Here is a 23,788-nt window from a genome sequence, read left to right on the forward strand (position 1 = left end):
GTAACGCCCTAAATCTTGGCTGATGCCAAGGGTTTAGGGCGTTACGCTTTTAGGTAGGCACTCTATTCTACCACCAAGCGCAGAGCCATAGCTCCGGTCCGTAGCACGTACACGCCCGGCGCCAGGTGGGCCGGTAATGCCAGGGCAGCAGCGCCGGTGCTATCGGTGGTAGTCGTCAGCACCGGCCGGCCCAGCGCATCGAACACCTGCACCGGGCTGCCGGGCAGGGCGCCCGTGAGCGTCGTGCGGCCCGTGGCCGGGTTGGGAAACAGCGCCAGGCCCGCCGGCGCCGTCAGCAGAACGCTGCGCACGGGTGAGTAGCTGAACGTGCCGTCGTGGTCGACCTGACGCAGACGGTAGTGAAGAACGGCTGCGCTGGCCGGCAGGTCCTCGTCGAGCAGGCTATAGCGGCGCGGGCTGTTGCTGTGCCCGGCGGCCGTTCGGCGGCCCACCCGCTCAAAGCTATGCCCGTCGAGGCTGCGCTCCACCTCGAAAAAGGCGCTGTTCTCTTCCTGCGCCGTGGCCCAGGTCAGGCGCACGGCGCGGCGGCCCTCCGCCGCGGCCTCAAAGGCCGTCAGTTTTACCGGCAGCGGGGCAAAGGTGGTGGGCAGTTCGCCCAGGAAATCGGTTTGGCCGGCAGTGGGCGTGTTGAACGTGAAGCTGCCAAAGGTGGCCGCCGGCACCACCATGCCCACTGGGTACAGCAGGTCTTCGTGCAGGGCAATACCGTAGCCCTCGTCGCCGCCCGTGCCGCCGCCCACCCGGGTCCAGGCCACGGTTGCGGCCGGGCCGGCGTCGGCGTACTTGGCCACCACCACGTCGCGGCTGGCGCTGGTGCTGGCCCCGTTCTGCACGGTCGTGCCGGCGGTGGTGCCGCTGCCGCCAAAGCGCACAGCATTGCCGTCGGTGGAACTGTTGGTGATGTAGCCAGCCACGTACACATTCGCGGTATCCACCACAATGCCGTAGCCCTGGTCGGCACCGGTGCCGCCGCCTACCTGGGTCCAGTCGAGGCCAGCCGAGCTGCCGTTATCGGTGTAGCGGGCCACTATCAGGTCGGCGCTGGCACTGGCGCTGGCCCCGTTCTGCTGCACGGTACCGGGCGTGGTGCCACTGCCGCCGAAGCGCACGAGCCGCAAATCGCCCGCCGTATTGGTAATAAAGCCCGTCACGTACACGCTCGTACCATCTGCGGCAATTCCGTAGCCGGCGTCGGAGAGGTTACCGCCCGCCACCTGCGTCCAGCCCAGCGAGGCCGAGTTGCCGTTGTCAGTGTACTTGGCCACGAACAGGTCGTTGCCGGTACCGCTGTTGACGCCGTTGGTGCTGGCCCCGTTTTGCTGCACGGAGGCGAGCGTGTTGCCGCTGCCGCCGAAGCGCACGGTGTTGTTGTCGCTCAGGTTGCTGGTAATCTGGCCGGTAACATAAACGTTAGTCGTGCCGTCTACCGTGGCCACGGCAATGGCGTAGCCCGCGTCGGCTTCGCGGCCGCCGCCCACCTGGCTCCAGTTGAACGTGGCCGAAGCGCCGTTGTCGGTGTACTTGGCCACCACGACGTCGGTGTTGTTGGTGAAAGAACTGCTGTGGGCGCCGCGCTGCACGAAGGAGCCCAGCGTGGTGCCGCTGCTGCCAAAGCGCACGTTGCTGCTATTGCCCGTGGTGTTGTGGATGTGGCCCGTTATGTACACGCTGTTGCCTTCCACGGCTACGCCGTAGCCCTGGTCGTTGCCGTAGCCACCGGCCACCTGGTTCCAGTCGAGCGTGGCCGAGGTGCCCAGGTCGGTAAACTTGAGCAGAATCAGGTCGTTGGAGGCGACATTGTTATTCGTGTTGACGCCGTTGACCTGCACCGTGCCGGCCGTGGCGCCGGTGCCGCCGAAGCGTACCAGGTTGGCGTCGGCGGTGCTGTTGAAGAAGGTGCCGGTCACGTACACGCTGGTCACGCCGTCGGTGGTTTGCACGGCAATGCCGTTGGCGCCGTCGGCGCCGGTGCCGCCCCCGCTCAGGGCCCAGGCCCAGGTGCCGGTGCTCGGCACGTACTTGGCTACGAAGATGTCGTTGGAGGTGCTGCCGCCTTCCGTCACGCCGTCGGTGGTCAGCACGGTGCTGCCGAAGGTAATTTGGCCGGTAAAGAAGCCCGTCACGAACACGTTGCCATTGGCATCGGTGGCCACGGCCCGCGTGAAGCTGGTGCCCCCGTGGACGGGCGAGGCGACGGTCTGCCAGCTGCCATCGGCCGCCGCCAGGGTGCTGATGGTAGCGCGCACGTCGCGCGTGCCGGCCAGCGCGGCGGCGTTGGCCGCCCCGAAGCTAAAGCCCGTGACGGAGGGGTTGATTTGCCCGCCCACGTAGAGGGTGCCCCCCAGCAGCGCAATATCCTGGCCGTATTCCTGACGCGAGCCGCCGGCCACCTGGGTCCAGTCGAGCGTGGCCGAAGCGCCGTTGTCGGTGTATTTGGCCACCAGCGCGTCGTGGCTGTACACGCTGCTGGCCGAGGGTCGGGCCACCGCGGCCAGCATGGTGCCGCTGCCCCCGAAAAACACCTGGTTGGCGTTGCCGCTGGTGTTGGAGATGTTGCCCGACACGTACACGTCGGTGCCGCTGGCGGTGATGGACAGGCCACCGTCGGCCTGGTTGCCGCCGCCCACCTGCGTCCAGCCCAACGAGGCCGAGGTGCCGTGGTCGGTGTATTTGGCTACCACCAGGTCGGCGCCGGAGTTGGCGGTGCTGGCGCCCAGCTGCTGGGCGGTGCCGGCCACCAGCCCGCTGCCGCCGAAGAGTACACCATTGGCGTTGCTCTTGGTATTGGTCAGGGCGCCCGTTACGTATACGCTGCTGCCGCTCACGGCAATGCCGGTGCCTTCGTCGCTAGCCGCGCCGCCGCCCACTTGGCTCCAGTCGAACGTGGCCGAGCTCCCGCCGTCAGTGTATTTGGCTACCACCAGGTCGCGGGTGTTGTTGGCGTGGGCGCCAGCTTGCGCCGCCGTACCACCGAAGCGCACCGCGCTGACGTCGGTCTGGCTGTTGATGATGGAGCCCGTTACGAACACACCCGTACCATCCACGGCAATACTGGCGCTTTGGTCCAGGTTGGTGCCGCCGGCCACCTCTACCCAGCTGACGCTGGCCGAGGTGCCGTTGTCCGTGTACTTGGCCACCACCAGGTCGCGGCTGTTGGCGGTGCTGGCCCCGTTTTGCACCTGCGTGCCGGGCGTGCTGCCCGAGCCGCCGAAGCGCAGGCTGCTGGCATCCGTCGCGCTATTGGTGATGTTGCCCGTTACGTACACGCTCGTGCCGCTCACGGCAATGTCGGTGCCCACATCGTAGCCCGTGCCGCCAGCTACCTGGGTCCAGTTCAGGCTGGCCGAGTTGCCGTTGTCGGTGTATTTGGCCACGAACAGGTCTTCCCCGCTGGCGCTGCTGGCGCCGGGCTGCGCCGCCGTGGCGCTGCCGCTGCCCGTGTCGAAGCGCACGTTGGTAGCGTTGGCCAGATTGCTTTGAATGACACCCGTTACGTACACGCTGGCACCGCTTACGGCAATGGCGTTGCCTTGGTCGCCCCCGGTGCCACCGGCCCGCACGACCCAGGCCCAGGTATTGGTGCTGGGCACGTACTTGGCAATGAAAATGTCGCTGCTTCCGGTTCCTGTCAGCACAGTGTTGCCAAAGGCCACCTGCCCTCCGAAGTGGCCGGTCACGAACACGTTGCCCGCCACATCCACGGCAATACCCCGAACCAATGACGAGCCGTTGTGCTGCACGCTGCTGCCAATGGTAGCGGCGGTCCAGGCGGGCGCCTGGGCGCGGGCGGCTACCGGGGCCAGCCACAGTGCTACCCAGCACAGGGCCACCGGCAGGAAGTGAGTAAAGGCGCGTCGGCTAGTCAAAGCCTTGGCAAATGAGCAACGGGAGTACGGATTCAGCATACGCGGCGGGGTGCGGGTATAGCGAGCAGTTTCGCTTTGTGAAATACCCAGAAGATTGGATTAATCAACAAATATACTTAGCTATTCTTAGTAAAAGTCCTTTTTTATGGTCCGGGCCAATTCGGCCGACAATTGCCAGCCCATTCTGAAGAGGCTAAAAGCAACCGCGTTAGGCCTTGTTGCGCCGCCTGAACGCGTTTCTCCACCGCTTACCCCTGGCAGGCAGCCACGCCGTAGCCGCCCCGGCTTCGCAGAGAACTAAGCCTGGACAAAAAAGCTCGGCGCGGAGCCGGGCTTGGTTGGGGTTACGGCTTTTTGCGGGCCGTTACCGAATATACCAGCGGGGCCTTGCGGCCGAGCGGGCCGATGTGAAAGCTGCCGTCGGGGTTGGCCACGGCGTGGGCAAAGCAGTTGTAGGGCGAGTAGTCGTACTCGGCAAAGCCGGTCAGCTCCAGGCCCTGGCGCAGCAAACTGCCGATGACCTCGCTCAGGCTGTGGTTCCAGGTGATGGATTGGTGGGTGATGGGCGCGGCGCGGTCGGCGTAGGTACCTTCCTCGGTTTCCTCGATGGGGCCGTCGTTGAAGTAGCCGTACTGGATGCGGGTGAAGTCGTTGTCGAACATCCACACCACGGGGTGAAACTCCACCAGCACCAGCCGCCCGCCCGGGCGCAGGCTGCCGGCCACCACCGCGGCCCACTGGTCGAGGTCGGGCAGCCAGCCGAGCACGCCGTAGCTGGTGAACACCACGTCGAACTGCCGCCCCGCCAGGTGCGCGGGCGCTTCGTACACATCGCAGCAGATAAACTCGGCGGGCAGGCTCAGCTCGGCGCTCAGGGCGAGGGCGGCGGCAATGGCCTGATCCGAGAGGTCGACGCCCACGGCGCGGGCGCCGAGCCGGGCCAGGGACAGCGTATCCTGCCCGAAGTGGCACTGCAGGTGTAGCACGTCGCGGCCGCGCAGCTCGCCCAGCAAGCCCAGCTCGATGGCGTTGAGCGAGGTCTGGCCGGCCCGAAACGCGTCGAGGGCGTAGAAGTCGGACGTCAGGTGCGGGCCGGTGCGGGCGTTCCACAGGGCGCGGTTCAGGTCGAGGTAGGCAGCAGGGCTCATGCGCCAAAGAAAGCCATTGCCGGCGGATTTCGGCGCCCCGGTCACTCTTTGGCCGTTTCCCTCGTAGTGGGAGGCATTCCATTCCCTCTGCCATGCAAACTGCTGAACCTTCTGCCCAGCCGGCCCCGGTCGACGTCGTCCTGATTGGGGCGGGCATCATGAGCGCCACCCTGGGCATGATGCTCAAGGAACTGCGGCCCGAGCTCACCATTGCCATCATCGAGCGCCTGGACGTGGCCGCGGCCGAAAGCTCCGATGCCTGGAACAATGCCGGCACCGGGCACTCGGCCTTCTGCGAGCTGAACTACACCCCCGAGCGCCCCGACGGCTCGGTGGACATCAGCAAGGCCATCAAGATTGCCGAGCAGTTTGAGCAGTCCAAGCAGTTCTGGGCGTACCTGGCCGAGAAATACCAGGTAAAGGAGCTCAGCCGCTTCATCAACCACATTGCCCACATGAGCTTCGTGTGGGGGCCCGATAACGTGAGCTTCCTGCGTCGGCGCCACGCGGCCCTGGTAGAGTCGCCCTTGTTCCGGGGCATGAGCTACAGCGAAGACCCGGCCGAGCTGCGCCGCTGGATGCCCCTGGTGATGGAGGGCCGCGACCCGCAACAGCCGGTGGCGGCCACCTGCATGGAGCTGGGCACCGACGTGAATTTCGGCTCCCTGACCCGGGTCATGTTTTACCTGCTGCAGGAAAAGCCCGGCGTCAGCTTCCACTTCCACCACGAGGTGGAGAAGCTCAGCCAGAAGGAAGACGGCCTCTGGCGGGTGCGCGCCCGCGACCTGACCACCAACGCGGTGCACAAAGTGGCCGCCCGGTTCGTGTTCATCGGCGCCGGCGGCGGCTCGTTGCCCCTGCTCATCAAGTCGGGCATTCCGGAGGGCCAGGGCTTTGGCGGCTTCCCCGTGAGCGGGCAGTGGCTCAAGTGCGTGAACCCCGCCGTGATTGAGCGCCACCACGCCAAGGTCTACGGCAAGGCCGCCGTGGGCTCGCCGCCCATGTCAGTTCCCCACCTCGACACGCGCGTCATCAACGGGCGGCAGGAGCTGCTGTTCGGCCCCTACGCCGGCTTCAGCACCAAATTCCTGAAGAAAGGCTCGTTCCTGGATCTGCCCCTGAGCATCAAGCTCGGCAACATGCGCCCCATGATTATTGCGGGCCTGAAGAACATTCCGCTCACGCGCTACCTCATCAACCAGGTGCGCCAGACGCCCGACGACCGGCTGGCGGCCCTGCGTGAGTACCTTCCCGAGGCCCGGGCCGAGGACTGGCAGCTGGAAATTGCCGGGCAGCGGGTGCAGGTCATCAAGAAAGACAAGGAGGAAGGCGGCGTGCTGGAGTTCGGCACCGAGGTTGTGGCGGCCGCCGACGGCTCGATTGCGGCCCTGCTGGGTGCTTCGCCGGGCGCCTCCACCGCCGTGAGCATCATGGTGGGGCTGATTCAGCGCTGCTTTCCGCAAACCGCCGCCCCCGAGTGCCAGGCCAGGTTCCGCGAGATGATTCCCTCCTACGGCCAGTCGCTGCACCAAAACCCGGCGCTGCTGGAGCAGGTGCGTACCCACACCAACGCCGTGCTGGGGCTCACTCCGCCGGTATCGTCGGCTGCGGCGGGGTAGGCATTCTGCCTGCCGCGGCCGTACCTTCGTCGCCCCAAAACTCTTTTTCCCGCCCGTCCCATGATTCAACTGGAGCCCTTCACCCCTGCCGACTTCAACCAGCTGATTGAGTGGATTGACAGTGAGCGGCTGATGAAGGAATGGAGCGGCTCCCTGTTTTCCTTCCCGCTCAGCGAAGACAGCCTGGCCTGGTACATTCAGGGCGCCAACGACCTAAAGGATCCGGACGTGTTCGTGTACAAGGCCGTGGACACCAAGACCGGCCAGACCGTGGGGCACATTTCGCTGGGCAGCATCAGCCAGCGCGACAAGTCGGCGCGCATCACGCGGGTGCTGGTGGGCAACACCTGCGAGCGGGGCAAGGGCGTGTGCAAAGGCATGATCCGGGCCCTGCTGCGCATCGGCTTCGAGGAGCTGCACCTGCACCGTATCAGCCTGGGCGTCTACGACTTCAACCATGCCGCCATCAAGTGCTACCTGAAGTGCGGCTTCCAGCAGGAAGGCGTGCTGCGCGACGTGGTGCGCCACGGCGAGGAGTACTGGAGCCTGGTGGAAATGGGCATTCTGGAGGACGAGTGGCGGCAGCAGCAGGCGGCCAAAGCCCAGCCCACGCCCCCGGCCGAATAAGCCACTTCCGCCGCCTGAGCCGCCTCGTCGAAAGCCGGTGGCTGATCAGGCTAATACGCGCTCGAAGCGCTGCTCCCCACTTGCGTCGAGGCCTTGGGGCTGCCAGCCGGCGACCTGGTAGAAGTGCTCGGCGCGGGTACCCGGCTCCGTGGTCAGGTGCAAATCGGGCAGGCCTTGGGCGGCGCACCAGCTCAGCATCGCGTCGTGCAGCCGGCGGCCGATGCCGCGGCCTTCCCAGTCGGGGTGCAGAAACAGCGCCCACACGCTGCGCGCCGCGGCATCGACGATGGCAAAGCCCACGATGCGGCCCGCAGCCTCGGCCACCCAGCCAGCCCCCCGGCGGCCGAGCATATCCTGGTAGTCGGCTTCGGTTACGCGGTCGGGGCGGCTCAGGCGGTTTTCGCGCACCGACACCCGCACCACGTGCATGCCGGCAATATCGGCCGCGGTGGCGCGGCGCAGGGTTACGGGCTGGTCGGCAGCGGTGGGGCGCATGGGCAGGCGCACTTCGGCCAGCATGCAGCGGGCGCTGCCGCCGCCCAGGGTTTCGATGGTGGGAATGCGCAGGGGCAGCAGCTCGGCGTGGGTTTCCAGCGTCTGCCGCTGCATCGGCGTGAGCACCTCGTAGGCACTCTGCGACATCACCAGCACGGCCCGGCCGTCGGCAGCGCGCAAAGCCAGCATGTTACCGGCGAAGCGCGCCACCTGCCCGAGCGTGATGGGCACGACGACGTGGCCCCCGGACCGCAGCGCGGCTTCCACGGCGGCCCGCTCGGCCGCGTCGACGATGCTTTCGCGGCAGAGCACGGCAAATCCTTCGCCCACGCACATCATCACGTTGGTGTGGTAAATGGCCTGCCCTTGGGCATCGGTGGCCCGGAACGCCACGGCCCGATAGCCCAGCTGCGCGGCAACATCCTGCAGCAGCCCGGCATCGGTGCGGGGCGAGAGGGCGGCGTAGGCCACGCGGGCGGCGTGGTCGAACACGAGGCTGCCGGTGCCTTCCAGAAACCGCCCCTGCTGCTCATGGCCCGACAAATCGATTACCTCACTTACCACGAATTCCCGGGCCAGGGCGGCGAGGATGTCGGGGCGGCGCTCGGCGCGGCGGTTGGGCGCGCACATGGGATACAGCAGCACGCGGCCGTCGGGGTGCAGGGTCAGCCAGTTGTTGGGAAACACCGCATCGGGCTTGGGCGGCTCGGCCGTGTCGTCGAACACCCGCACTTGCAGGCCGCGGCTTCGCAGCCGGGCTACCGCCTCGTCGAACTCGGCCTGGGCCTGCTGCTGCGCCGCGGCCCCCGCGAGGTCGGGCGGCAGTTGCTGAAAATGGTTGGAGGCCGCCGTTTCGGCGTTGAAGGCAAAGCGGGCGGGCCGCACCAGCAGAATGGTGGAGGCAGATGACATGGGCAGCAGCAGTTGGAGCCGGCAAGGTACAACGCGCGGGCGGTGCGGTCCGGCGGCCGTTTGGGTTGGGGTTTTGCCCTACCTTGGCCGTCTGAAACCCGCATTGCCGATGCCCACTCCCGAAGAGACTTTTGCCGCTATCGGCACCGCCCTGCCCGAGGCGCAGCCCGGTCAGCTGTTCGGCAAGCCCTGCTTCAAAGTCGGCGGCAGGACCTTCGTTTGCTTTTTCCAGCAGGCCATGGTGTTCAAGCTCGGCGACGAAGCCCACCGCGAGGCCCTGGCGCTAAACCAGGCTCAGCTGTTTGACCCCTCGGGCAAGGGCCGCCCCATGAAGGAATGGGTGCAGGTGCCCGCCGCCTACCGGGAGCAGTGGCCCGCGCTGGCCGCCGCTGCCCACGCCTACGCCCAGGAATAACCCCGGCAGCGGACAGTTGGCGGCTGACGAAACTTAACGGTATGGTAACACCCCGGCCTGAGCCGCGGGGCAGGGCGCCCTCGTATACGATTAGAGTTGGCACGCCTCCGCCGCCCGCGCCCAGCAGCCATTTTCCTGGCGGCCTCACGATGACCAAGCTGCCCGACCATGTTTTCCAACAATAGCTATAACCGCGCCGTGCGCCGCGCCGATGCCGTGTTGTACCTGCTCATGGCCCTGGCCGTGGGCTGCGCCCTGAGCTTCGTGCTGTAAAACGCCGCGCCCTGGCTTGCCCTGCCAACGGAGGACGCCGTAAGTTTGGGCGCTATGGTCCGAGAAATCCGCCCCTCCGATAACGCTCCCCGTTGGAAGCGCGCCGCCTACAGCGTCATTTTCGAGGCCGACACGCCCGCGGGGCGCCGCTTCGACATTGCCCTGTTCTGGACCATTCTGCTGAGCGTGCTGGTGGTGATGCTGGAGAGCGTGCAAACCATCAACCAGCAGTACGGCCCCTACCTGCGGGTAGTGGAGTGGTTCTTCACCGCCCTGTTCGCCCTCGAGTACCTGGCCCGGCTGGTGGTGGTGCGCCGCCCGCTGGCCTACGCCCTCAGTCCCCTGGGCATCGTCGATTTTCTGTCCATCGTGCCGGCGCTGGCGGCGCTGGTACTCAGCGGCAGCCGCTACCTGCTCATCATCCGCACGCTGCGGCTGCTGCGGGTGTTTCGCATCTTCAAGCTGGGGCACTTCGTGGGCGAAGGCGAATTTATCGTCACGGCCCTGCACGCGAGCCGCTTCAAGATTATGGTCTTCCTCTCGGCCGTGCTCACGCTGGTGGTGGTGGTGGGTGCGCTCATGTACGTGGTGGAGGGCGGGCAGAACGGCTTCACCAGCATCCCCAAAAGCATCTACTGGGCCGTGGTTACCATCACCACGGTAGGCTACGGCGACATCTCGCCCCACACTGTGCTGGGCCAGGGCCTGGCATCGGTGCTCATGATTCTGGGCTACGCCATCATTGCCGTGCCCACGGGCATTGTCACGGCTCAGATGGCGGCCAGCCGGAGCACACCCACCTACAAGCAGGTTATCTGCCACGTGTGCCAGGCCACCGACCACCGCCCCGATGCCGAATTCTGCTGGCGCTGCGGCGAGAAGCTCTGAGTCCTCAGTTTACCTGAAGCCGATCAGACTAGAAGCTCAGCCCCAGGTCGAAGCGGGCCACGCGGCGGCGCGGAGCGGGGCTGATGTCGCCATCGACCAGCCAGGAATAGCGGTACTCCAAACTCAGCAACGAGCGCCCAAACACGGCTACGGTGGCCCCGCCGCCGGCCGCGAAGCCCGAATTCTGGTCGCCCAAGTCGTTGACGTCGACCACCTCCGCCGCCGGCCGGTCAGAGCGCTTGATTTCCTGGTAGGAGTTGTGCCGCAGATTACGCTCGTACACGAAGCCGCCGTTGACAAACGGGGAAATCCGTCCGCGGTACAGAAACAGGTTGGCCAGCACGGCCGCCTGCAGCTGATTCGATTCGATATAGGTCACGCGGTCGACCGTGTAGGGTGCCCCGCCGGTGTACACGTTGCGGCCGGTAAACCGCACCTTGGTTTGCAGGTAGTTAAGCTCGACCTGGGCACCAAAGGGCGAACGGTTGCTAACCCGCACGAATACCCCGGCGAAGGGCCGCATTTCGTTGGTTTGCGGCTCGTTGCCGTAGCTGGCCGGAAAATCTTTGTACGTGGCCGAAGCCAGGCCCACTTTCACGCCCGGCCGGAAATACCAGCCCTGCGCGGGCTTTACGAGGCGGGTGCTGCTGCCGGGGTAGCGGCAGGGATTGTACTGCTGCAGCAGGCGGGTAACGGAACGATAGGCGTACGGGTAGTCGCGGTTGAACGTGGCCGAGCCCAGGTCGAGGGCCGCGCAGCCCTGCAGGGCGCGAATGTACTGCAGGCGGTAGGTTTTGGGGTCGAGTTCGAGCAGCCGGGCCGAGTCGGGCAGGGCCAGGTAGAAGCGCTTTTCGCCCGGTGCCTTCTCCCCCACGTACGCCTGCACCGGCCCTTCCACGATGGGCGCCACCAAACCCGGCTGGCCAGTGGCTGGCAGCACCGCGCTGCGGTAGGAAAGCTGTTTGCCGGTTCCGAAGCCCCGGATATCGGCCGGCTGGTAGCGCGTGGTTTTCTGCCCGTTGGGCTGAAACCGGACGCCGTTGCGGTAGTTTTTGCTGATCAGCCCCTGGCGAATCTGCCCGCGAAGGGTGTCGCCGTTGGTCAGGATCAGAAAATCGTTGGGCCGGTGCTGGGCCGAAGCCGCGGGAGCCAACCAAAGCAGAACCGGCAGCAGCACGGCTGCCCGGGGGTGAATAAAGCTAAGCATGATACAAATCAGCTAGGGGTTGAAGAAAAAAATACTGCCGTGCCGAGGCAGGGCTTCGCTTGAATTCAGTATCGGGTAAGGGCTCGGGCCGGGCTGGCCAGGCAGGTAATTGAGCCCGGCATGAACGTACAAATTATTATCAGAATAACCTCATGCGTCGGCGCAGGAATCTTGACCTGCCTGCCTCGCTTCCGTAACCGGCGCCGGGCTAACCTTTCGGCGGCCGGGGCGGTACACCGGCAGCGCGGCCGGGGTTAGGGGCCGGCTATTTACCATGCGAGAAACTTTGACGCATTTCCTGGAGCATTTTCCCGACATCGTCACCACCTTGGGTATTCTGGTGGGAGGCCTGGTGCTGGGGCTGGGGCTGAAGCTGGTGGTGTTTGGCCTGCTGCGTGCCTACAACCGCCACGAGGGCCGGCCCCTGTTTCAGTCGGTAGAAAAGCACCTGAGCTACGCCAGCGCCTTCTTTTTTCCGGTGCTGGTCATGTCGCTGCTGCTGCCGCTGGTGCCGCTGCCGCCGCGCCCCTTCGAGGTGCTGCGCCGCCTGACGGAAACGGCCCTCATCATTAGCTTTGCCTGGGGGCTGGTGCGCACGGTGAGCGTGGCGCAGGATTTGGTGCGGCACCATTATCAGCTGGAGCAGCCCAACAACCTGCGGGTGCGCAAGCTGTTCACCCAGCTGCAGTTCGTGCAGAAGCTGGTGGTGTCGCTCATCGTGTTCGTGGCCGTGGGCCTGGTGCTGATGAGCTTCGAGACGGTGCGGCGCCTGGGCACGGGCCTGCTTACCTCGGCGGGCATTGCTAGTGTCATCGTGGGCTTTGCCGCGCAGCGCTCCATCAGCAACCTGCTGGCCGGCTTTCAGATTGCCTTCACCCAGCCCATTCGCATCGACGACGTGCTGGTGGTGGAGGGTGAGTGGGGCCGGGTCGAGGAAATCACGTTCACCTACGTGGTGCTGCGCATCTGGGACGAGCGTCGACTGGTACTGCCGCTCAACTATTTCATCGAAAAGCCCTTTCAGAACTGGACGCGCAGCAGCGCCCAGCTGCTGGGAGCCGTGCACCTGCACACCGACTACACCCTGCCGGTGCCGGCCGTGCGCGCCGAGCTGCAGCGCATTGCCGCCGCTCACCCCCTCTGGGACGGGCGTGTGTGCGTGCTGCACGTCACCGACTCGAAGGAGCGCACCTTGGAGCTGCGGGCTTTGGTCAGCGCCACCGATGCCGGCAACGCCTGGGAGCTGCGCTGCGCCGTGCGCGAGCAGCTTATCGGCTTCATTCAGCAGCACTACCCCCACTGCCTGCCGCGCAACCGCACTGAAATGGTCGAGGGCGGCGGCCGCTTCGACCCAACGGCGGCCGGCTAAGTCCGCCGGAAACGAAAAAAGCAGCCTGCCGGGTGGCAGACTGCTTTTTGATGCTTGCGAAGTTCGGGCGAACTAGGCGCGGCGCACTTTAACGGCGCTCAGGCCTTTGCGGCCTTCCTCTACTTCGAACTCCACCTTGTCGTTGTCGCGGATTTCGTCGATGAGGCCGGTTACGTGAACGAATACGTCCTGACCGGTGGCGCTGTTGTTGATGAAGCCAAAGCCTTTGGTTTCATTGAAGAATTTTACGGTTCCTGTCTGCATGATTGCTAGGAAAAAGAGTGAAAACGAAGCAACTGACAGCGGAACTCTACTATAATCCAACGCGTGAATCGGTAGTAGTGACACGAGGCAACTTGCCTTAAAACGATGTAAACGTACGCCTTTTTTTCTGGGCAAGCCCGGGGGGCTGATTTGAAAGACCAAACATCCGAATACGTGGGGCTAACGGGCCGCCTCGGGGTTAAGTTCAACCGGCTCATTTTTACGGTCAATTTCCTTTGTGGCTGATGCTTACCCTGCTCAAATACTCAGCGGGTTGTCAAGCCGGCGCCCGGCTACAACTGCTTGGTAATCAGCAAACCACCGTAGGAATAGCCATTGGCGTTCAGGCCCTGAATGGGGGTAAACGACAGCCCGCTGCCCCCGCTGGCTTTGTGCAGCTGGGGTACGACCACGCCCACCGTAGCCCCCAGGGCGTAGCCCAGTAAATTGTCGGAGAGAAAATGTTTGCCGGCGGCAATGCGGGAGTAGCCCACGGCGGCGGGCACCAGCGCGGCTGCGCCCCACACGTAGGGCCGGGCGGGCGAGTCGGGGTGGAAATCGTGGAAGACCTTGGCGGCAAAAAACGTGGCGGTGGCGGTGTGCGCCGTGTGCCCGGCAAAAAACGAGTTGGTGGCAATCTTGCTGCGGCGCTTGTTTTCGGGGCCCTCGGTGCCGTACACGAAGGGCCGGTAGCGCGTGACCGAGCCCACGGTGAGGGTGAAGGCGGCGTCGGTGGCCAGCATGGTTTGCAGGTACAGGCCCATCACCTGCCCGTAGCGGCCCCGCACCTCGGGGTTTAGGGCCAGCACGCCCGGCACGGCGGCAATCGAGCCGTAGCAGAGGATGTCGCCGGCCAGCTGGGCCCGGTCGCTGTAGTTGCCGGCGGCAAACCGGTCGAACTTGGGCACGTCGTTTTTATTCAGGGCGGCCAGCTGGGTTTCGGTCAGGCCGCTTTTCTGCTGCACCAGGTACAGCCCCAGCCCGCTGAGTACGCCCAGGCCCGCCGTTACGGGGGCATCGACGGCGAAGCGGGTGCGGTAGGGCGAAGGGGCCTGCTGGGCCCGCGCCGGGGTGGTGGGCGCCGCGCTCAGCAGCAGCGCGCCGCCCACCAGAAGAGTATGAAAAGGCTTCATCGGGAAGGAGGTCAAGAATGCGGCTCAAACGCGGAACTGTTGAGCTTGGTTGGCCTGCGTTGCTTTCGGGCCGGCTTCCCCTCTGCTGCTGAGCTGGTTTACCCGTTCAGGCGGTCCACTTCCACGAAGGAGCGCAGCAAGTCCAGCAGCCCCTCGTCGAGCGCGGGCAGGTGGGCGTCCAGAAAGTCGGAGCGGTAGGGATTCACGTAGCCGGCCAGGCGGGCGTAGTTCTCGCCCGAGAGCGGCTGGAAGCCCATCGACCAGTCGGCGAACAGGCGCCGGGGAATGGGGCCGTCGGCCAGGGTCATCACCCGGGTATGGCGGTGGTCGGCGCGGATGCGGCCGTAAATCAGCTGCACGGCCGCTTCCTCGCCCTCCAGCACCTGCACGAAGCTGTCGTGACCGTAGAGCAGCAGGCCGGTGATGCCCAGGCGGTAGTTGTTGGCCCGCGCCTGCTCGAGCAGAAACGTCAGGTCAGCGGGCGTGGGCAGCCCCACGGCGGTGCTTTGGTACACGATGTGGTGCATAACGGCCGAAGTAGATGAGAGCCGGGAATAAGCGTAGCTGGGGTAAGATAGCCCGCCCGCCCCGGTCGCGCAAGTTCGGCGGGTGCCGAATCGGCGGAGCTGAGCCAGGTAGATAAACGCCGACGGGCACCCCGGCTGAGCCGGGGTGCCCGTCGGGCCGGCTGCGGGGCGGCACTTAAATCTTGTAGGCCCGCACCGAGTCCACGTCGAAGAAGTACACCACGCTCTCAATCGGGTCGAACACGTAGTCGGGCGTGCGGTTTTCGACCTCGGCCTGGCCTTCGATTTTGCCGGTGGCCTTGTTCACCTTCACCACTTTAAAGCGCCCGGGCTGCTCCTTGTCGGCCTTGGTGAGAATGAGGTGGTACTGCTGCGCGGTGGCCTTGCCGGCCGCCGGGCCCACCTCGGGGCCGCCCACCTCGAAGCTGCGCTGCACCGCCGACCAGGTTTGCCGGGCGGGCCGGCGGGCCGGCGCCTTATCGGCCGAAGCCGCGGGCACGTCGGGGGTGGCCGCGCCGGTGTTGCCCACGATGGCGCCTACCTTAAGCGTGGGCGGAGCAAAGTACTGGTTGTAGACCACCTTGCCGTTCAAATCGATTTTGGCCATCGACTGGGCGCCGAGCACGGCAATGCCGTCGTCGTGCACTTCTAGCTCCACCACCTCGTCGTCGAGCAGCTTGATGGGCAGCTTGTTCTTTAGGTAGAGCTTTTCCTCGCCCTTCATCATGTTCACCCGGCCCACGTAGCCCTTGGCGTAGAAGTACACCTCGTCGCCCACCTTCAGGCGCGACTTGCCTGCCGGGTCGTAGTACTTGGTGCGGCCGGTCGAGGCGAAGGTCTGGGCGTTGAAGAAGTCGACCACCGAGGCGTTGAGCATGCCCACGCCCGCGGCGGTGGTGAACAGCAGGCCGCAGTCGCCGCTGCTGGCCTTCAGGCTGCGCTCGGCTTTCACTTTCAGGGTGCTCAGCTCCAGCTGCTTCACGGCCGAGGCGTCGCTGACCAGAAACAGGCTGTTGCCCACCACTTCCATGGCGCCCGCGTTTTCGATTTCCAGCACCGTCGACTTCACTTCCTGGCAGGTGTTCTTGTTGTACACGCTCAGGGCCAGCTCCTTGTCCTTGCGCTGCGACTTGCCGATGACCAGCTGATCCTTGCCGGCGTTGCGGTACATCACCACGGGGCTGAGCAGCTCCCGCTCGCCGGTAATCTGCCCGGTTTTCAGGTTCACGCTGGTCAGGTAACCGTCCTTGAGCACGCACACCTGCCCGGACAGGCCGGCTTCGAACACCTCGAAGCTGGGCTCGGTGGGCGGCAGCAGCTCGCTCACCTTGTAGGAGCGTTTCAGGGCCACGTTGTGCAGCAGCTGGCCCGTGGCCGCGTCGAGCACCGACACGCCGAAGCCCGAAACGATGGCCAGCCGGTGGTCGGCCAGGGGCAGCACCTTCAGGGCGGCGGCGCGGCCGTCGGCAATGCGCACCTCGGCCACGCGGGCGCCGTTGTGCCGGTTGAGCACCAGGGCGCGGGTGCCCGCGTCGGCAGCCTCCCACACCACTACGTTGGCAGCGGCCACCACGCGGGTATCGACCGCCGTGCCGGCCTGGGGCTTGTACACGACCTGCCCGGTGAGGGCGTTCAGAATAACCGACTGTGGGCCCTCGGCGGGCGCGGCCTGCACCTGCAGCAGCGGACTGGTGCCGAGCAGGTTGGCGGTTTTGGTTTTCTCCACCTTGGTCATCCACAGCTGCTTGCCCGAGCTTTTGTCGAGGCACATCACGAAGTCGGCCTTGAGGATGAGCAGGTTGCCGTCGGGGCTCACGTACTTCTGCGGGGCGGGGCCGTTGCCCAGGCGCGTCCACACTTCCTGGCCCGGGGCGGTGTCGACGGCCGCGGCGCGCGTCCACTTGAAAGGCTTGGCCGGCGCTGCGGCTGCTGCGGGGGCGGGCGCCACCGGAGCCGGGGCTACCGGCTCGGCCGCGGCTACTGCTGGCGCGGGTTCGGCCGGCGCGGCGTCGGGCGTGGCCACTGCGGCCGGGCCAGCCGCCGGCGCGGCAGTAGTTTCGGCGGCCACCACCGGTTGGCTTTCCGCCACCGGGGCTGGCAGCGAAGCAGTAGCGGCACTACTCGCATCGGGAGCTGCGGCCGCGGCCACGACCGGCGCAGCCGCTACCGGCTCGGCCGCCGGGGCCACTGACTCAGCTGCCGGAGCAGCCGCTGCGGGCGCGGCGGCTACGGCCGGCGGCGCGGCCGCCGGGGCCGGGCTTGCCACTGCCGGAACCGCCGGAGCAGCAGTAGCCGCGGCCGCGGCGGTTTCGGCCACGTTGAATTTCTCGCGGCGGCCCTTTTCGTAGATGATCATCCACACCTCGGCCTTGCGCACGTTGTAGATGGGCCCGTCCTGAAAGTCGAAGAGGCGGTACTTGATGTGCTCGTCGGTAATCTCGACCACCTTGGTGCTCAGCTCCGACTTGTCGTTTTTGATGATGATGTCCTGGGCCTGAGCCTGGCCGGCAGCAGCCAGGCCCAGGCTCAGCGTGGCGGCGCGCAGCAAACGGGCCGGCCGAAAGCGGGCGGCCGCGGCGGCATCTGACAAGCCGGAAGAGTGGGAAGTGTAACGGTGCAGCATAGGCTACGGCGGTGTGCGTGCGAGGGCGGGAAGCAGGTAATCAATCAGACGCTGAATGTAAGTATTTCTACAAGGACGCGTCTTTGCATAATACAAAGTAAGGTAAAATAAAGGCTCTGCGCAAGCCTCACCCCGGCCGCCGCGGCCGGCAGGTTTCAACCGCCCAGAAGGCTTTCCGACCCGCAACCCGCCCTGGCACCGAAGCGGGCCACAACCTTCGGGCGGGCGCAGTGGTAGTAGCTGGACTTTGGCCGCCCGACCCAACGATGGCCTTCTTCCCACCTCCAATCCCGTTGCATGAACCTTGCTTCTACTGCCGGCCTGGCTGAAGATAAAACTGCCCCTGCTTTTTCACCGACTACCGTAGTGCTGGCCGGTGCTACCGGCGCGCTGGGCCGGCGCATCGCGCAGCACCTGCGGCAGCGCGGCGCCACCGTGCGGGCCCTGGTACGCCCGGGCAGCAGCCAGCATCCCGCAGCCACGGAGTTGCGGGCCCTGGGCGTCGAGTTGGTGGAAGTGAGCTACGCCAGCGTGGCCGAAATGGCCCGGGCCTGTGCGGGCGCCGGCTGCGTGGTGTCGGCGCTGTCGGGGCTGCGCGAGGTGATAGTGGAAGCCCAGCGCCGCCTGCTGCTGGCGGCCGTGGCGGCCGGGGTGCCACGCTTCATTCCGTCCGACTACTGCATCGACTACACCAAGCTGCCGAAGGGCACAAACCGCAACCTGGATTTGCGCCGAGAGTTTCAGAAACGGCTCGACCAAGCGCCCATTCGGGCTACTTCCATCCTCAATGGCATGTTTACCGACCTGCTCACGGGGCAGGCACCGGTGGTCTTGTTCGGCCCGCGGCGGGTGCTGTACTGGGGAGACGCCGACCAGCCGCTGGACTTCACCACCATGGACGATACGGCCAACTTCACCGCTGCCGCGGCCCTCGACCCCACTACGCCCCGCTTTCTGCGGGTGGCCGGCGAGGTCGTCAGCGTCCGGGGGCTGCGGGAGGCAGCGGAGGCGGCTACGGGCCAGGAGTTCAAGCTTCTGCGCCCCGGCGGCCTGGCCGCGTTCGGTCTGCTCATCCGGCTAACCAAGGCACTGACGCCGCCCAGCAACGAGGTATTTCCGGCCTGGCAGGGCATGCAGTACCTGCATAATATGTTCACCGGCCGCCCCAAGCTCTACCCGCTCGACAACGCCCGCTACCCCGACATTCGCTGGACGCCGGTGCGCGAGGTGCTGGCCGCGGGCAAGCCCGACTAAGCTAGCGCGTCGCTTCGAGGCAAGCCACCAAAGGTCCGATCAGCCCTGCCCGGGTTTACTGACGCATGAGCTGCTGGCGCTGGAGCAGGCCGTGCGGGCCGCTCACCTCTACTACGTACACGCCGGCCGGCCAGGCTACGGCTTCAGGCAGACTGACGCGGGTTGTGCCGGCTTCCAGTTCCCGGAGCAGCTTTACCTGCCCCAAAGCGTTGCGCACGCGCAGTTGCCGGGAGGCGCCATCCGCTGCCGGCAGCTGCACCTGCAGCGCTTCGCCCGGGGGCAGCGGGTTGGGAAAGGCCGTCAGCGTCGGGTCAGCGCCCGCCGTTCGGTGCACGCTCACGATGGCCGAGGTGGTGGCGCTGCCGTCGCGGTCGACCAGGCGCAGGCGGTAGTGGTTGGTGCCGGGGCGCGGGGCTGCGTCGCGGAAGGTATACTGCCGGGGCGTGCTGCCGTTGGTAGCGGGTACGCGGCCCAGGGGCTGGAAGCTGGCCTCCCCCTCACCGCGGCGCTGCACCTCGAAGTAGTCGGCGTCCTGCTCGCTAGCCGTGGTCCAGCGCAGCAGGGGCTGGCCGCCCACCTCCTGCCCGTCGAACGCGCTTAAGGTGACGGGCAGCGGCCCGGCAGCCGTCAGCACGATGGTAGTAGCCGACAGCGCGGGCAGGGTGTAGGTGAACTGATTGCCCGCCAGGCCCGTCACGGCCGGCCGGCTCACGACGCTGGGGCCGCTCTGGTCGAAGCCCCAGGCCGCCCCGGCCACGTAGGCAGTGCCGCTGGCAAGCGTGAAGCTGCCCTGCACCGGCTGGCTGGCTTTGTTGAGCACCACCAGCGTGAGGCGCCGCTCGTCGCTGCCGCTGATGGCGGCGTACACCGAGGTGTTGGGAATATCGGAAGTGGTAGCGGCCACGGCCGTGCTGCCGAAGGTGCTGCCCGCGCCGTCGTAGTTGGTGTAGAGCTGGAAGGCGGGCGAAATGTAGGTGGCCGTGGAGCCGGGGTTGTACATCTTCCACCAACTGGCGTGGTGCACGCCGTACTTGCCGAAGATGCCCAGCACGTCGGCCTGGGCAATGCCGCCGGAAATGTCGTCGTCGCCGCCGAAGGCGTACTCCGAGATGCTGAGCTTGGTGTCCGGGTAGTAGGCGTCGATGGACTGCTGCAGGCGCGGAATGATGGGCAGGTAGTTGGTCAGAAACCAGGGCTCGTTGGCAATCCAGCTGTTTTCCTGGTAGCCGGGCTGCCAGAGCGTGCGCGGGGCCTGCAGGCGCGCCTGCCGGTCGAGCGCGGTGTTAGCGGTGGTCAGGCATACGCGGTTGGTGCCCACGGCCTCGGGGTAGTAGTGCACGTCGAGGGCGTCGAGCAGGCGCAGGCCGGCGGTATTGGAAGCCTGGCGCAGCCGGTCGAGGTAGTAGTCGACAAACCACGCGTAGCCGCCGATCTGGCTGCCGTAGTCGGGGGCGTTTTGCAGGCTGAAATAGTCGCTGAATCCGTAGAGCACCCCGCCGTAGATCTGGGCCGAGGGGTCGACGGCCTTCACCGCCAGGGCCGCGTCGTGCGACTTGGTCACCACCTCCTGCATGGTGGCCGCGGCCGGGTGCAGGCGGCTGTGGTTTTCGGCCCACAGGCCCGGCTCGTTGTCGAGAAAGTAGGCCGCCACGCCGCCGCTGGCGGTGGTGCCGTGCTGCTGCACCAGGTAGTTGACTTCCTCGTCGACGTATACGGCGTTGTCGTTCACGTCTGGAGCAAGGGTAAAGGGCGCGTTTTTACGGAACACCACGGGCTTCCAGCGCCCCGATGGGGCCGTTTGGGCCACCGTCACGGTGCTGCCCGACTTATCGGCGGCCACGTAGCCAGCCAGCGGCAGGGTAAGCAGGGCTGCCTGGCCCTTGCTGCGGGCCGTTTGGTAGAACTGCGACAGGGCCCGGCCGGGCAGGTTGCAGTCGGACGCCGAGAGGCCGCCGCAGAGGTAGCTGTCGTTTTGGTGGTTGTAATCGGCGCCGGCGTGGGAGGCGTTGTTTTCCCAGTTGTAGCCCGTGAGGCGGTTGCCGCCCAGGCGCACGGAGCCGTAGCGGTCGGCGTCGCGCAGGGGCTCGTTGGTGCCGTAAATCAGCGGGCTGATGGGCCGGCGGCCGGCCGCGCCGGTGTTAACGGTGAAGCTGACGGCCAGTTGGGCCCAGGCGGGCGCGGCAGTTCCGCCCAGCGCGAGCAGCAGGGTCAGGGGTAAGCAGGGTTTCATAGCGGGCAGAGAGAAGGAAGCGCGGCCTACCTCTTCGCCAGCCGGGGCAACGCAGCCTTGCTGCCTGCCCGGCCACCAACGGAGGCGGGTAAGGCGGCAAAATAGCCGCTGCCGGCCGCACCACGGAGGGCGCTGCCACCCCGCCACCCCGCGGCCGCCGGCCCTAACCCGATGATGTGATGCCGCCTAACAACTGCCTGCCCGCGCAATTCCGGCAGATACCGAGGCAGTTTTCAGCTCCTCCCACGCCGGCAACCACCTCTTGCCTGGCAGCCTGAGCCGCCGGCTTACCACATGTTTATGCGATGCAGCGGCGGCGGGCGGTTTGGCTTACCTGGCCAGCAGCTTCCAGTTGAAGCTGATGCCCTTGGCTGCGTCGGGAATGAGGTCGACCTGGCCGCGCTTGTCGGTGGGCGGCGCGGGTGGCTGGTAAAGCTGAACGCGGCCGTCGGCCGCTACGATACCCAGGTTCTGGTAGGCAATGAACACGTGCACCTGGTCGCCGGGCCGGGCCGCGCGCATAATGGGGCGCAGGTCGGCCTGGGGCTGGCGCAGGTTGAAGGTGGGCAGCACGGGGCGGCCGTTGCGCACCAGGGTGTACTCGGCGTTGCGGAAGCGGAAGGCGGCCGCGCCGGGGCACTCGGGGTTGGGCACCACCTGCAGCGTTATCAGCCCCTGCATGGGGGCGCCGGCGGCAGGCACTACCTCGCCGCCGGGCAGCACTACCTGCACAAGGGCCGGCGGACAGGAAGGTTGAGCAAGGGCCCCGCAGGAGGAGGCCAGCCCGAGAGGCAGCAGCAGGTGCTTCAGCATGAGAGTGCGGTTGAGCGGATCAAATTGGTCATGGATTGCTTATGCGCCCCGGGCACGCCAAGCTACCGCGGGGCAACTGGTATTGGGCAGTCATTGAGCATGGTCAACGTGGCAACGAGCCTGGGTAGTATGACACGCAGCCGGGCGGGCCTATGCAGGGGCCACTGATGAGTGCGCCGGCCGGATGCAGGAAGCTTTTTATTGCCTTGATTGCCCGCTGGCCAAAGCAGGCCCGGCAGCTTCCGCTTACTTCAGTTTTTGCTTATATTCAGGATGTGATATGTATGGGCGGCGAGGACCTGGGGTTACTGTGCCCCGCTGCCGCCCGTTGGTGCTGTGCTGTTGCCGCCGGGGCGCCGGCTTGTTGCCGCTGCTCCAGGCCTTTTCCCTGCCGCTCCGCGGTCCTCTGTCCTACTGGACCCGGTTGCACTTGCCATTCCTGGTTTGCGGCCCCGGCGTAGCGACGGTTCCGCATTGGGCGCCGCCGGACCGTGGCTCTTTCTTACTTCCAGCCCCCAACCCATGCTTACCGAAGAACTCATTGCCGAACCCCGGCTCAGCGTGCGGGGTCGGATCATCCGGCAGCAGGATGCCGATTACGATACCGCGCGCAAGGTATACAACGGCATGATCGACAAACACCCGGCCCTGATTGTGCAGTGCGTGGACGTAGCCGACGTGATTGAGGCCGTGAACTTCGCCCGCGACAACGACGTGCTGGTGGCTATCCGGGGCGGTGGCCACAGCGGCGCGGGCATGGCCATATGCGACGGCGGCATGGTCATCGATCTGAGCTTGATGCGGCGCGTGTACGTGGACCCCGCGGCCCGCACCGCCTTAGTGGATGGCGGCTGCCTGCTCGGCGACATCGACCACGCCACCCACGCCTTTGGCCTGGCCCTGCCCAGCGGCATCATCTCCTCCACCGGCATCGGCGGCATCACGCTCGGCGGCGGGCTGGGCCACCTCAGCCGCCGCTACGGCCTCACCATCGACCACCTGCTGGAAGCCGACGTGGTGCTGGCCGACGGCCGCTACGTAAAAGCCTCGGCCAGCCAGAACTCCGATCTGTTCTGGGCTTTGCGCGGCGGCGGCGGCAACTTCGGCGTGGTCACCTCCTTCCGGTTCCGGCTGGAGCAGGTGAGCACGGTGTACGGCGGCCCCATGCTCTGGCATCCCCAGGACACGGCCACGGTACTGCGCTGGTACCGCCGCTTTATTCAGACGGCACCCGAATCCATCAACGGGTTCTTTGCCTTTCTGAGCGTGCCGCCCGGACCACCTTTCCCCGAGGCCCTGCACGGGCACACCATGTGCGGCATCGTGTGGAACTACGTGGGGCCCCCGGCCGAGGCGGAGCAAACCTTTGAAGACCTGCTGCGGGAGCTGCCGCCCCCGGCCCTGAGTTTGGTGGGTCCGCTGCCGCTGCCGGCGCTGCAAAGCATGTTTGACGCCCTCTACGTGTCGGGGCTGCACCGCTGGTATTGGAAAACCGACTTTTTCCGGGAGCTCAACGACGAGGCAATCGACGCGCACCTGCGCTTTGGCCTGCACCTGCCCTCCCCCTCGTCGACCATGCACCTCTACCCCATCAACGGCAAGGTAGCCCAGGTGCCCAGCGACGCCACGGCCTGGGGTTTCCGCGACATGACCTGGGCCATGGTGATTGTGGGCGTCGACCCCGATGCGCGCAACGACGAGCTGCTGACGGCCTGGGCCCGCGACTACTGGGCGGCCCTGCATCCCCACGCGGCCGGGGGCGGCTACGTCAATTTCATGATGGACGAAGGCCCCGAACGGGTGAAAACCACTTACGGCGCCAACTACGAGCGGCTGGTGAGCATCAAGAACAAGTACGACCCGGACAACCTGTTCCGCGTCAACCAGAACATTCGGCCGACCAAGCACGGACACGTCCTGACTTAACAACCCTGATGGCGGCCCCGTGGCCGGAAGCGCCGCCCCAACCAGCGGGGCGGCGTTTTGCGGGCCGGCCTCGGGAGCTCCGCGGGCGAGAAGCCGGGGCGCCTCCGGGGGCAAAGCCGGGAGGCAAACGGCGGCGGATGCGAGCAACCAAATTTTTATTGACCGCATTTACTTTGAA

17 protein-coding genes are annotated in these 23,788 nt (G+C 66.2%); 7 read left to right on the forward strand and 10 right to left on the reverse strand.

All coding sequences use genetic code 11. From position 1 onward, the window contains the following. Window positions 1-62 precede the first annotated feature (62 nt). Together ACE191_RS06865 and ACE191_RS06870 are read right to left on the reverse strand one after the other, a co-directional pair. Entirely contained in the window at window positions 63-3,887 is a 3,825-nt protein-coding gene (locus ACE191_RS06865) for a T9SS type A sorting domain-containing protein (protein ID WP_400191446.1), read from the reverse strand. Between the two features lie 344 nt (window positions 3,888-4,231). Continuing rightward, on the reverse strand, window positions 4,232-5,035 hold the full coding sequence (locus ACE191_RS06870; protein WP_400191447.1) for a class I SAM-dependent methyltransferase: 804 nt from the start codon (window positions 5,033-5,035) through the stop codon (window positions 4,232-4,234). Between the two features lie 92 nt (window positions 5,036-5,127). On the opposite strand from ACE191_RS06870, the gene ACE191_RS06875 reads away from it, so the two are divergent. Together ACE191_RS06875 and ACE191_RS06880 are read left to right on the forward strand one after the other, a co-directional pair. Next, complete coding sequence (locus tag ACE191_RS06875; protein ID WP_400191448.1) at window positions 5,128-6,654, forward strand: malate:quinone oxidoreductase; 1,527 nt, start codon at window positions 5,128-5,130, stop codon at window positions 6,652-6,654. A 60-nt stretch (window positions 6,655-6,714) separates the two neighbouring features. Then, on the forward strand, window positions 6,715-7,281 hold the full coding sequence (locus tag ACE191_RS06880; protein WP_400191449.1) for a GNAT family N-acetyltransferase: 567 nt from the start codon (window positions 6,715-6,717) through the stop codon (window positions 7,279-7,281). A gap of 45 nt (window positions 7,282-7,326) precedes the next feature. Here the strand turns inward: ACE191_RS06880 and ctlX are convergent, their stop codons facing one another. After that, window positions 7,327-8,688 carry a citrulline utilization hydrolase CtlX gene (gene ctlX, locus ACE191_RS06885; protein WP_400191450.1) on the reverse strand — a complete coding sequence of 454 codons (1,362 nt, stop codon included), beginning with the start codon at window positions 8,686-8,688 and terminating at the stop codon, window positions 7,327-7,329. 109 nt (window positions 8,689-8,797) lie between these two features. On the opposite strand from ctlX, the gene ACE191_RS06890 reads away from it, so the two are divergent. Continuing rightward, the gene (locus tag ACE191_RS06890) at window positions 8,798-9,103 is read left to right on the forward strand and encodes a hypothetical protein (protein WP_400191451.1); all 306 of its coding nucleotides are present in this window, start codon (window positions 8,798-8,800) and stop codon (window positions 9,101-9,103) included. Window positions 9,104-9,430: 327 nt separating this feature from the next. Then, the gene (locus ACE191_RS06895; protein ID WP_400191452.1) at window positions 9,431-10,264 is read left to right on the forward strand and encodes an ion transporter; all 834 of its coding nucleotides are present in this window, start codon (window positions 9,431-9,433) and stop codon (window positions 10,262-10,264) included. A 28-nt stretch (window positions 10,265-10,292) separates the two neighbouring features. Here ACE191_RS06895 and ACE191_RS06900 read toward each other — a convergent pair whose 3' ends face one another. After that, complete coding sequence (locus ACE191_RS06900; RefSeq protein ID WP_400191453.1) at window positions 10,293-11,471, reverse strand: outer membrane beta-barrel protein; 1,179 nt, start codon at window positions 11,469-11,471, stop codon at window positions 10,293-10,295. Window positions 11,472-11,745: 274 nt separating this feature from the next. Here ACE191_RS06900 and ACE191_RS06905 point away from each other — a divergent pair, with 274 nt between their 5' ends. Continuing rightward, complete coding sequence (locus ACE191_RS06905; RefSeq protein ID WP_400191454.1) at window positions 11,746-12,840, forward strand: mechanosensitive ion channel family protein; 1,095 nt, start codon at window positions 11,746-11,748, stop codon at window positions 12,838-12,840. Between the two features lie 72 nt (window positions 12,841-12,912). On the opposite strand, the gene ACE191_RS06910 is transcribed toward ACE191_RS06905, so the two are convergent. The 4 genes from ACE191_RS06910 to ACE191_RS06925 all read right to left on the reverse strand — a co-directional run bounded on the left by ACE191_RS06910 (window position 12,913) and on the right by ACE191_RS06925 (window position 17,387). Further along, the gene (locus ACE191_RS06910; RefSeq protein WP_073287653.1) at window positions 12,913-13,104 is read right to left on the reverse strand and encodes a cold-shock protein; all 192 of its coding nucleotides are present in this window, start codon (window positions 13,102-13,104) and stop codon (window positions 12,913-12,915) included. A 293-nt stretch (window positions 13,105-13,397) separates the two neighbouring features. Further along, complete coding sequence (locus ACE191_RS06915; RefSeq protein WP_400191455.1) at window positions 13,398-14,237, reverse strand: phosphatase PAP2 family protein; 840 nt, start codon at window positions 14,235-14,237, stop codon at window positions 13,398-13,400. A 98-nt stretch (window positions 14,238-14,335) separates the two neighbouring features. After that, on the reverse strand, window positions 14,336-14,764 hold the full coding sequence (locus ACE191_RS06920) for a BLUF domain-containing protein (protein WP_400191456.1): 429 nt from the start codon (window positions 14,762-14,764) through the stop codon (window positions 14,336-14,338). 175 nt (window positions 14,765-14,939) lie between these two features. Further along, entirely contained in the window at window positions 14,940-17,387 is a 2,448-nt protein-coding gene (locus tag ACE191_RS06925; RefSeq protein ID WP_400191457.1) for a PQQ-binding-like beta-propeller repeat protein, read from the reverse strand. Between the two features lie 297 nt (window positions 17,388-17,684). Here ACE191_RS06925 and ACE191_RS06930 point away from each other — a divergent pair, with 297 nt between their 5' ends. Further along, window positions 17,685-18,641: an NmrA family NAD(P)-binding protein gene (locus tag ACE191_RS06930; RefSeq protein ID WP_400191458.1), complete on the forward strand. Its 957-nt coding sequence runs from the start codon at window positions 17,685-17,687 to the stop codon at window positions 18,639-18,641. A 55-nt stretch (window positions 18,642-18,696) separates the two neighbouring features. On the opposite strand, the gene ACE191_RS06935 is transcribed toward ACE191_RS06930, so the two are convergent. Together ACE191_RS06935 and ACE191_RS06940 are read right to left on the reverse strand one after the other, a co-directional pair. Beyond that, a complete protein-coding gene (locus tag ACE191_RS06935; RefSeq protein WP_400191459.1) occupies window positions 18,697-20,871 on the reverse strand; it encodes a glycoside hydrolase family 44 protein in 2,175 nt (724 codons plus the stop codon). Window positions 20,872-21,201: 330 nt separating this feature from the next. Further along, window positions 21,202-21,684: a hypothetical protein gene (locus ACE191_RS06940; RefSeq protein ID WP_400191460.1), complete on the reverse strand. Its 483-nt coding sequence runs from the start codon at window positions 21,682-21,684 to the stop codon at window positions 21,202-21,204. Window positions 21,685-22,206: 522 nt separating this feature from the next. Between ACE191_RS06940 and ACE191_RS06945 the strand changes: the two genes are divergently transcribed. Then, on the forward strand, window positions 22,207-23,610 hold the full coding sequence (locus tag ACE191_RS06945) for an FAD-binding oxidoreductase (RefSeq protein WP_400191461.1): 1,404 nt from the start codon (window positions 22,207-22,209) through the stop codon (window positions 23,608-23,610). Window positions 23,611-23,788: the final 178 nt, after the last annotated feature.

Origin of the sequence: Hymenobacter sp. B81 (assembly GCF_044628455.1) — a bacterium.
Taxonomy (GTDB): domain Bacteria; phylum Bacteroidota; class Bacteroidia; order Cytophagales; family Hymenobacteraceae; genus Solirubrum.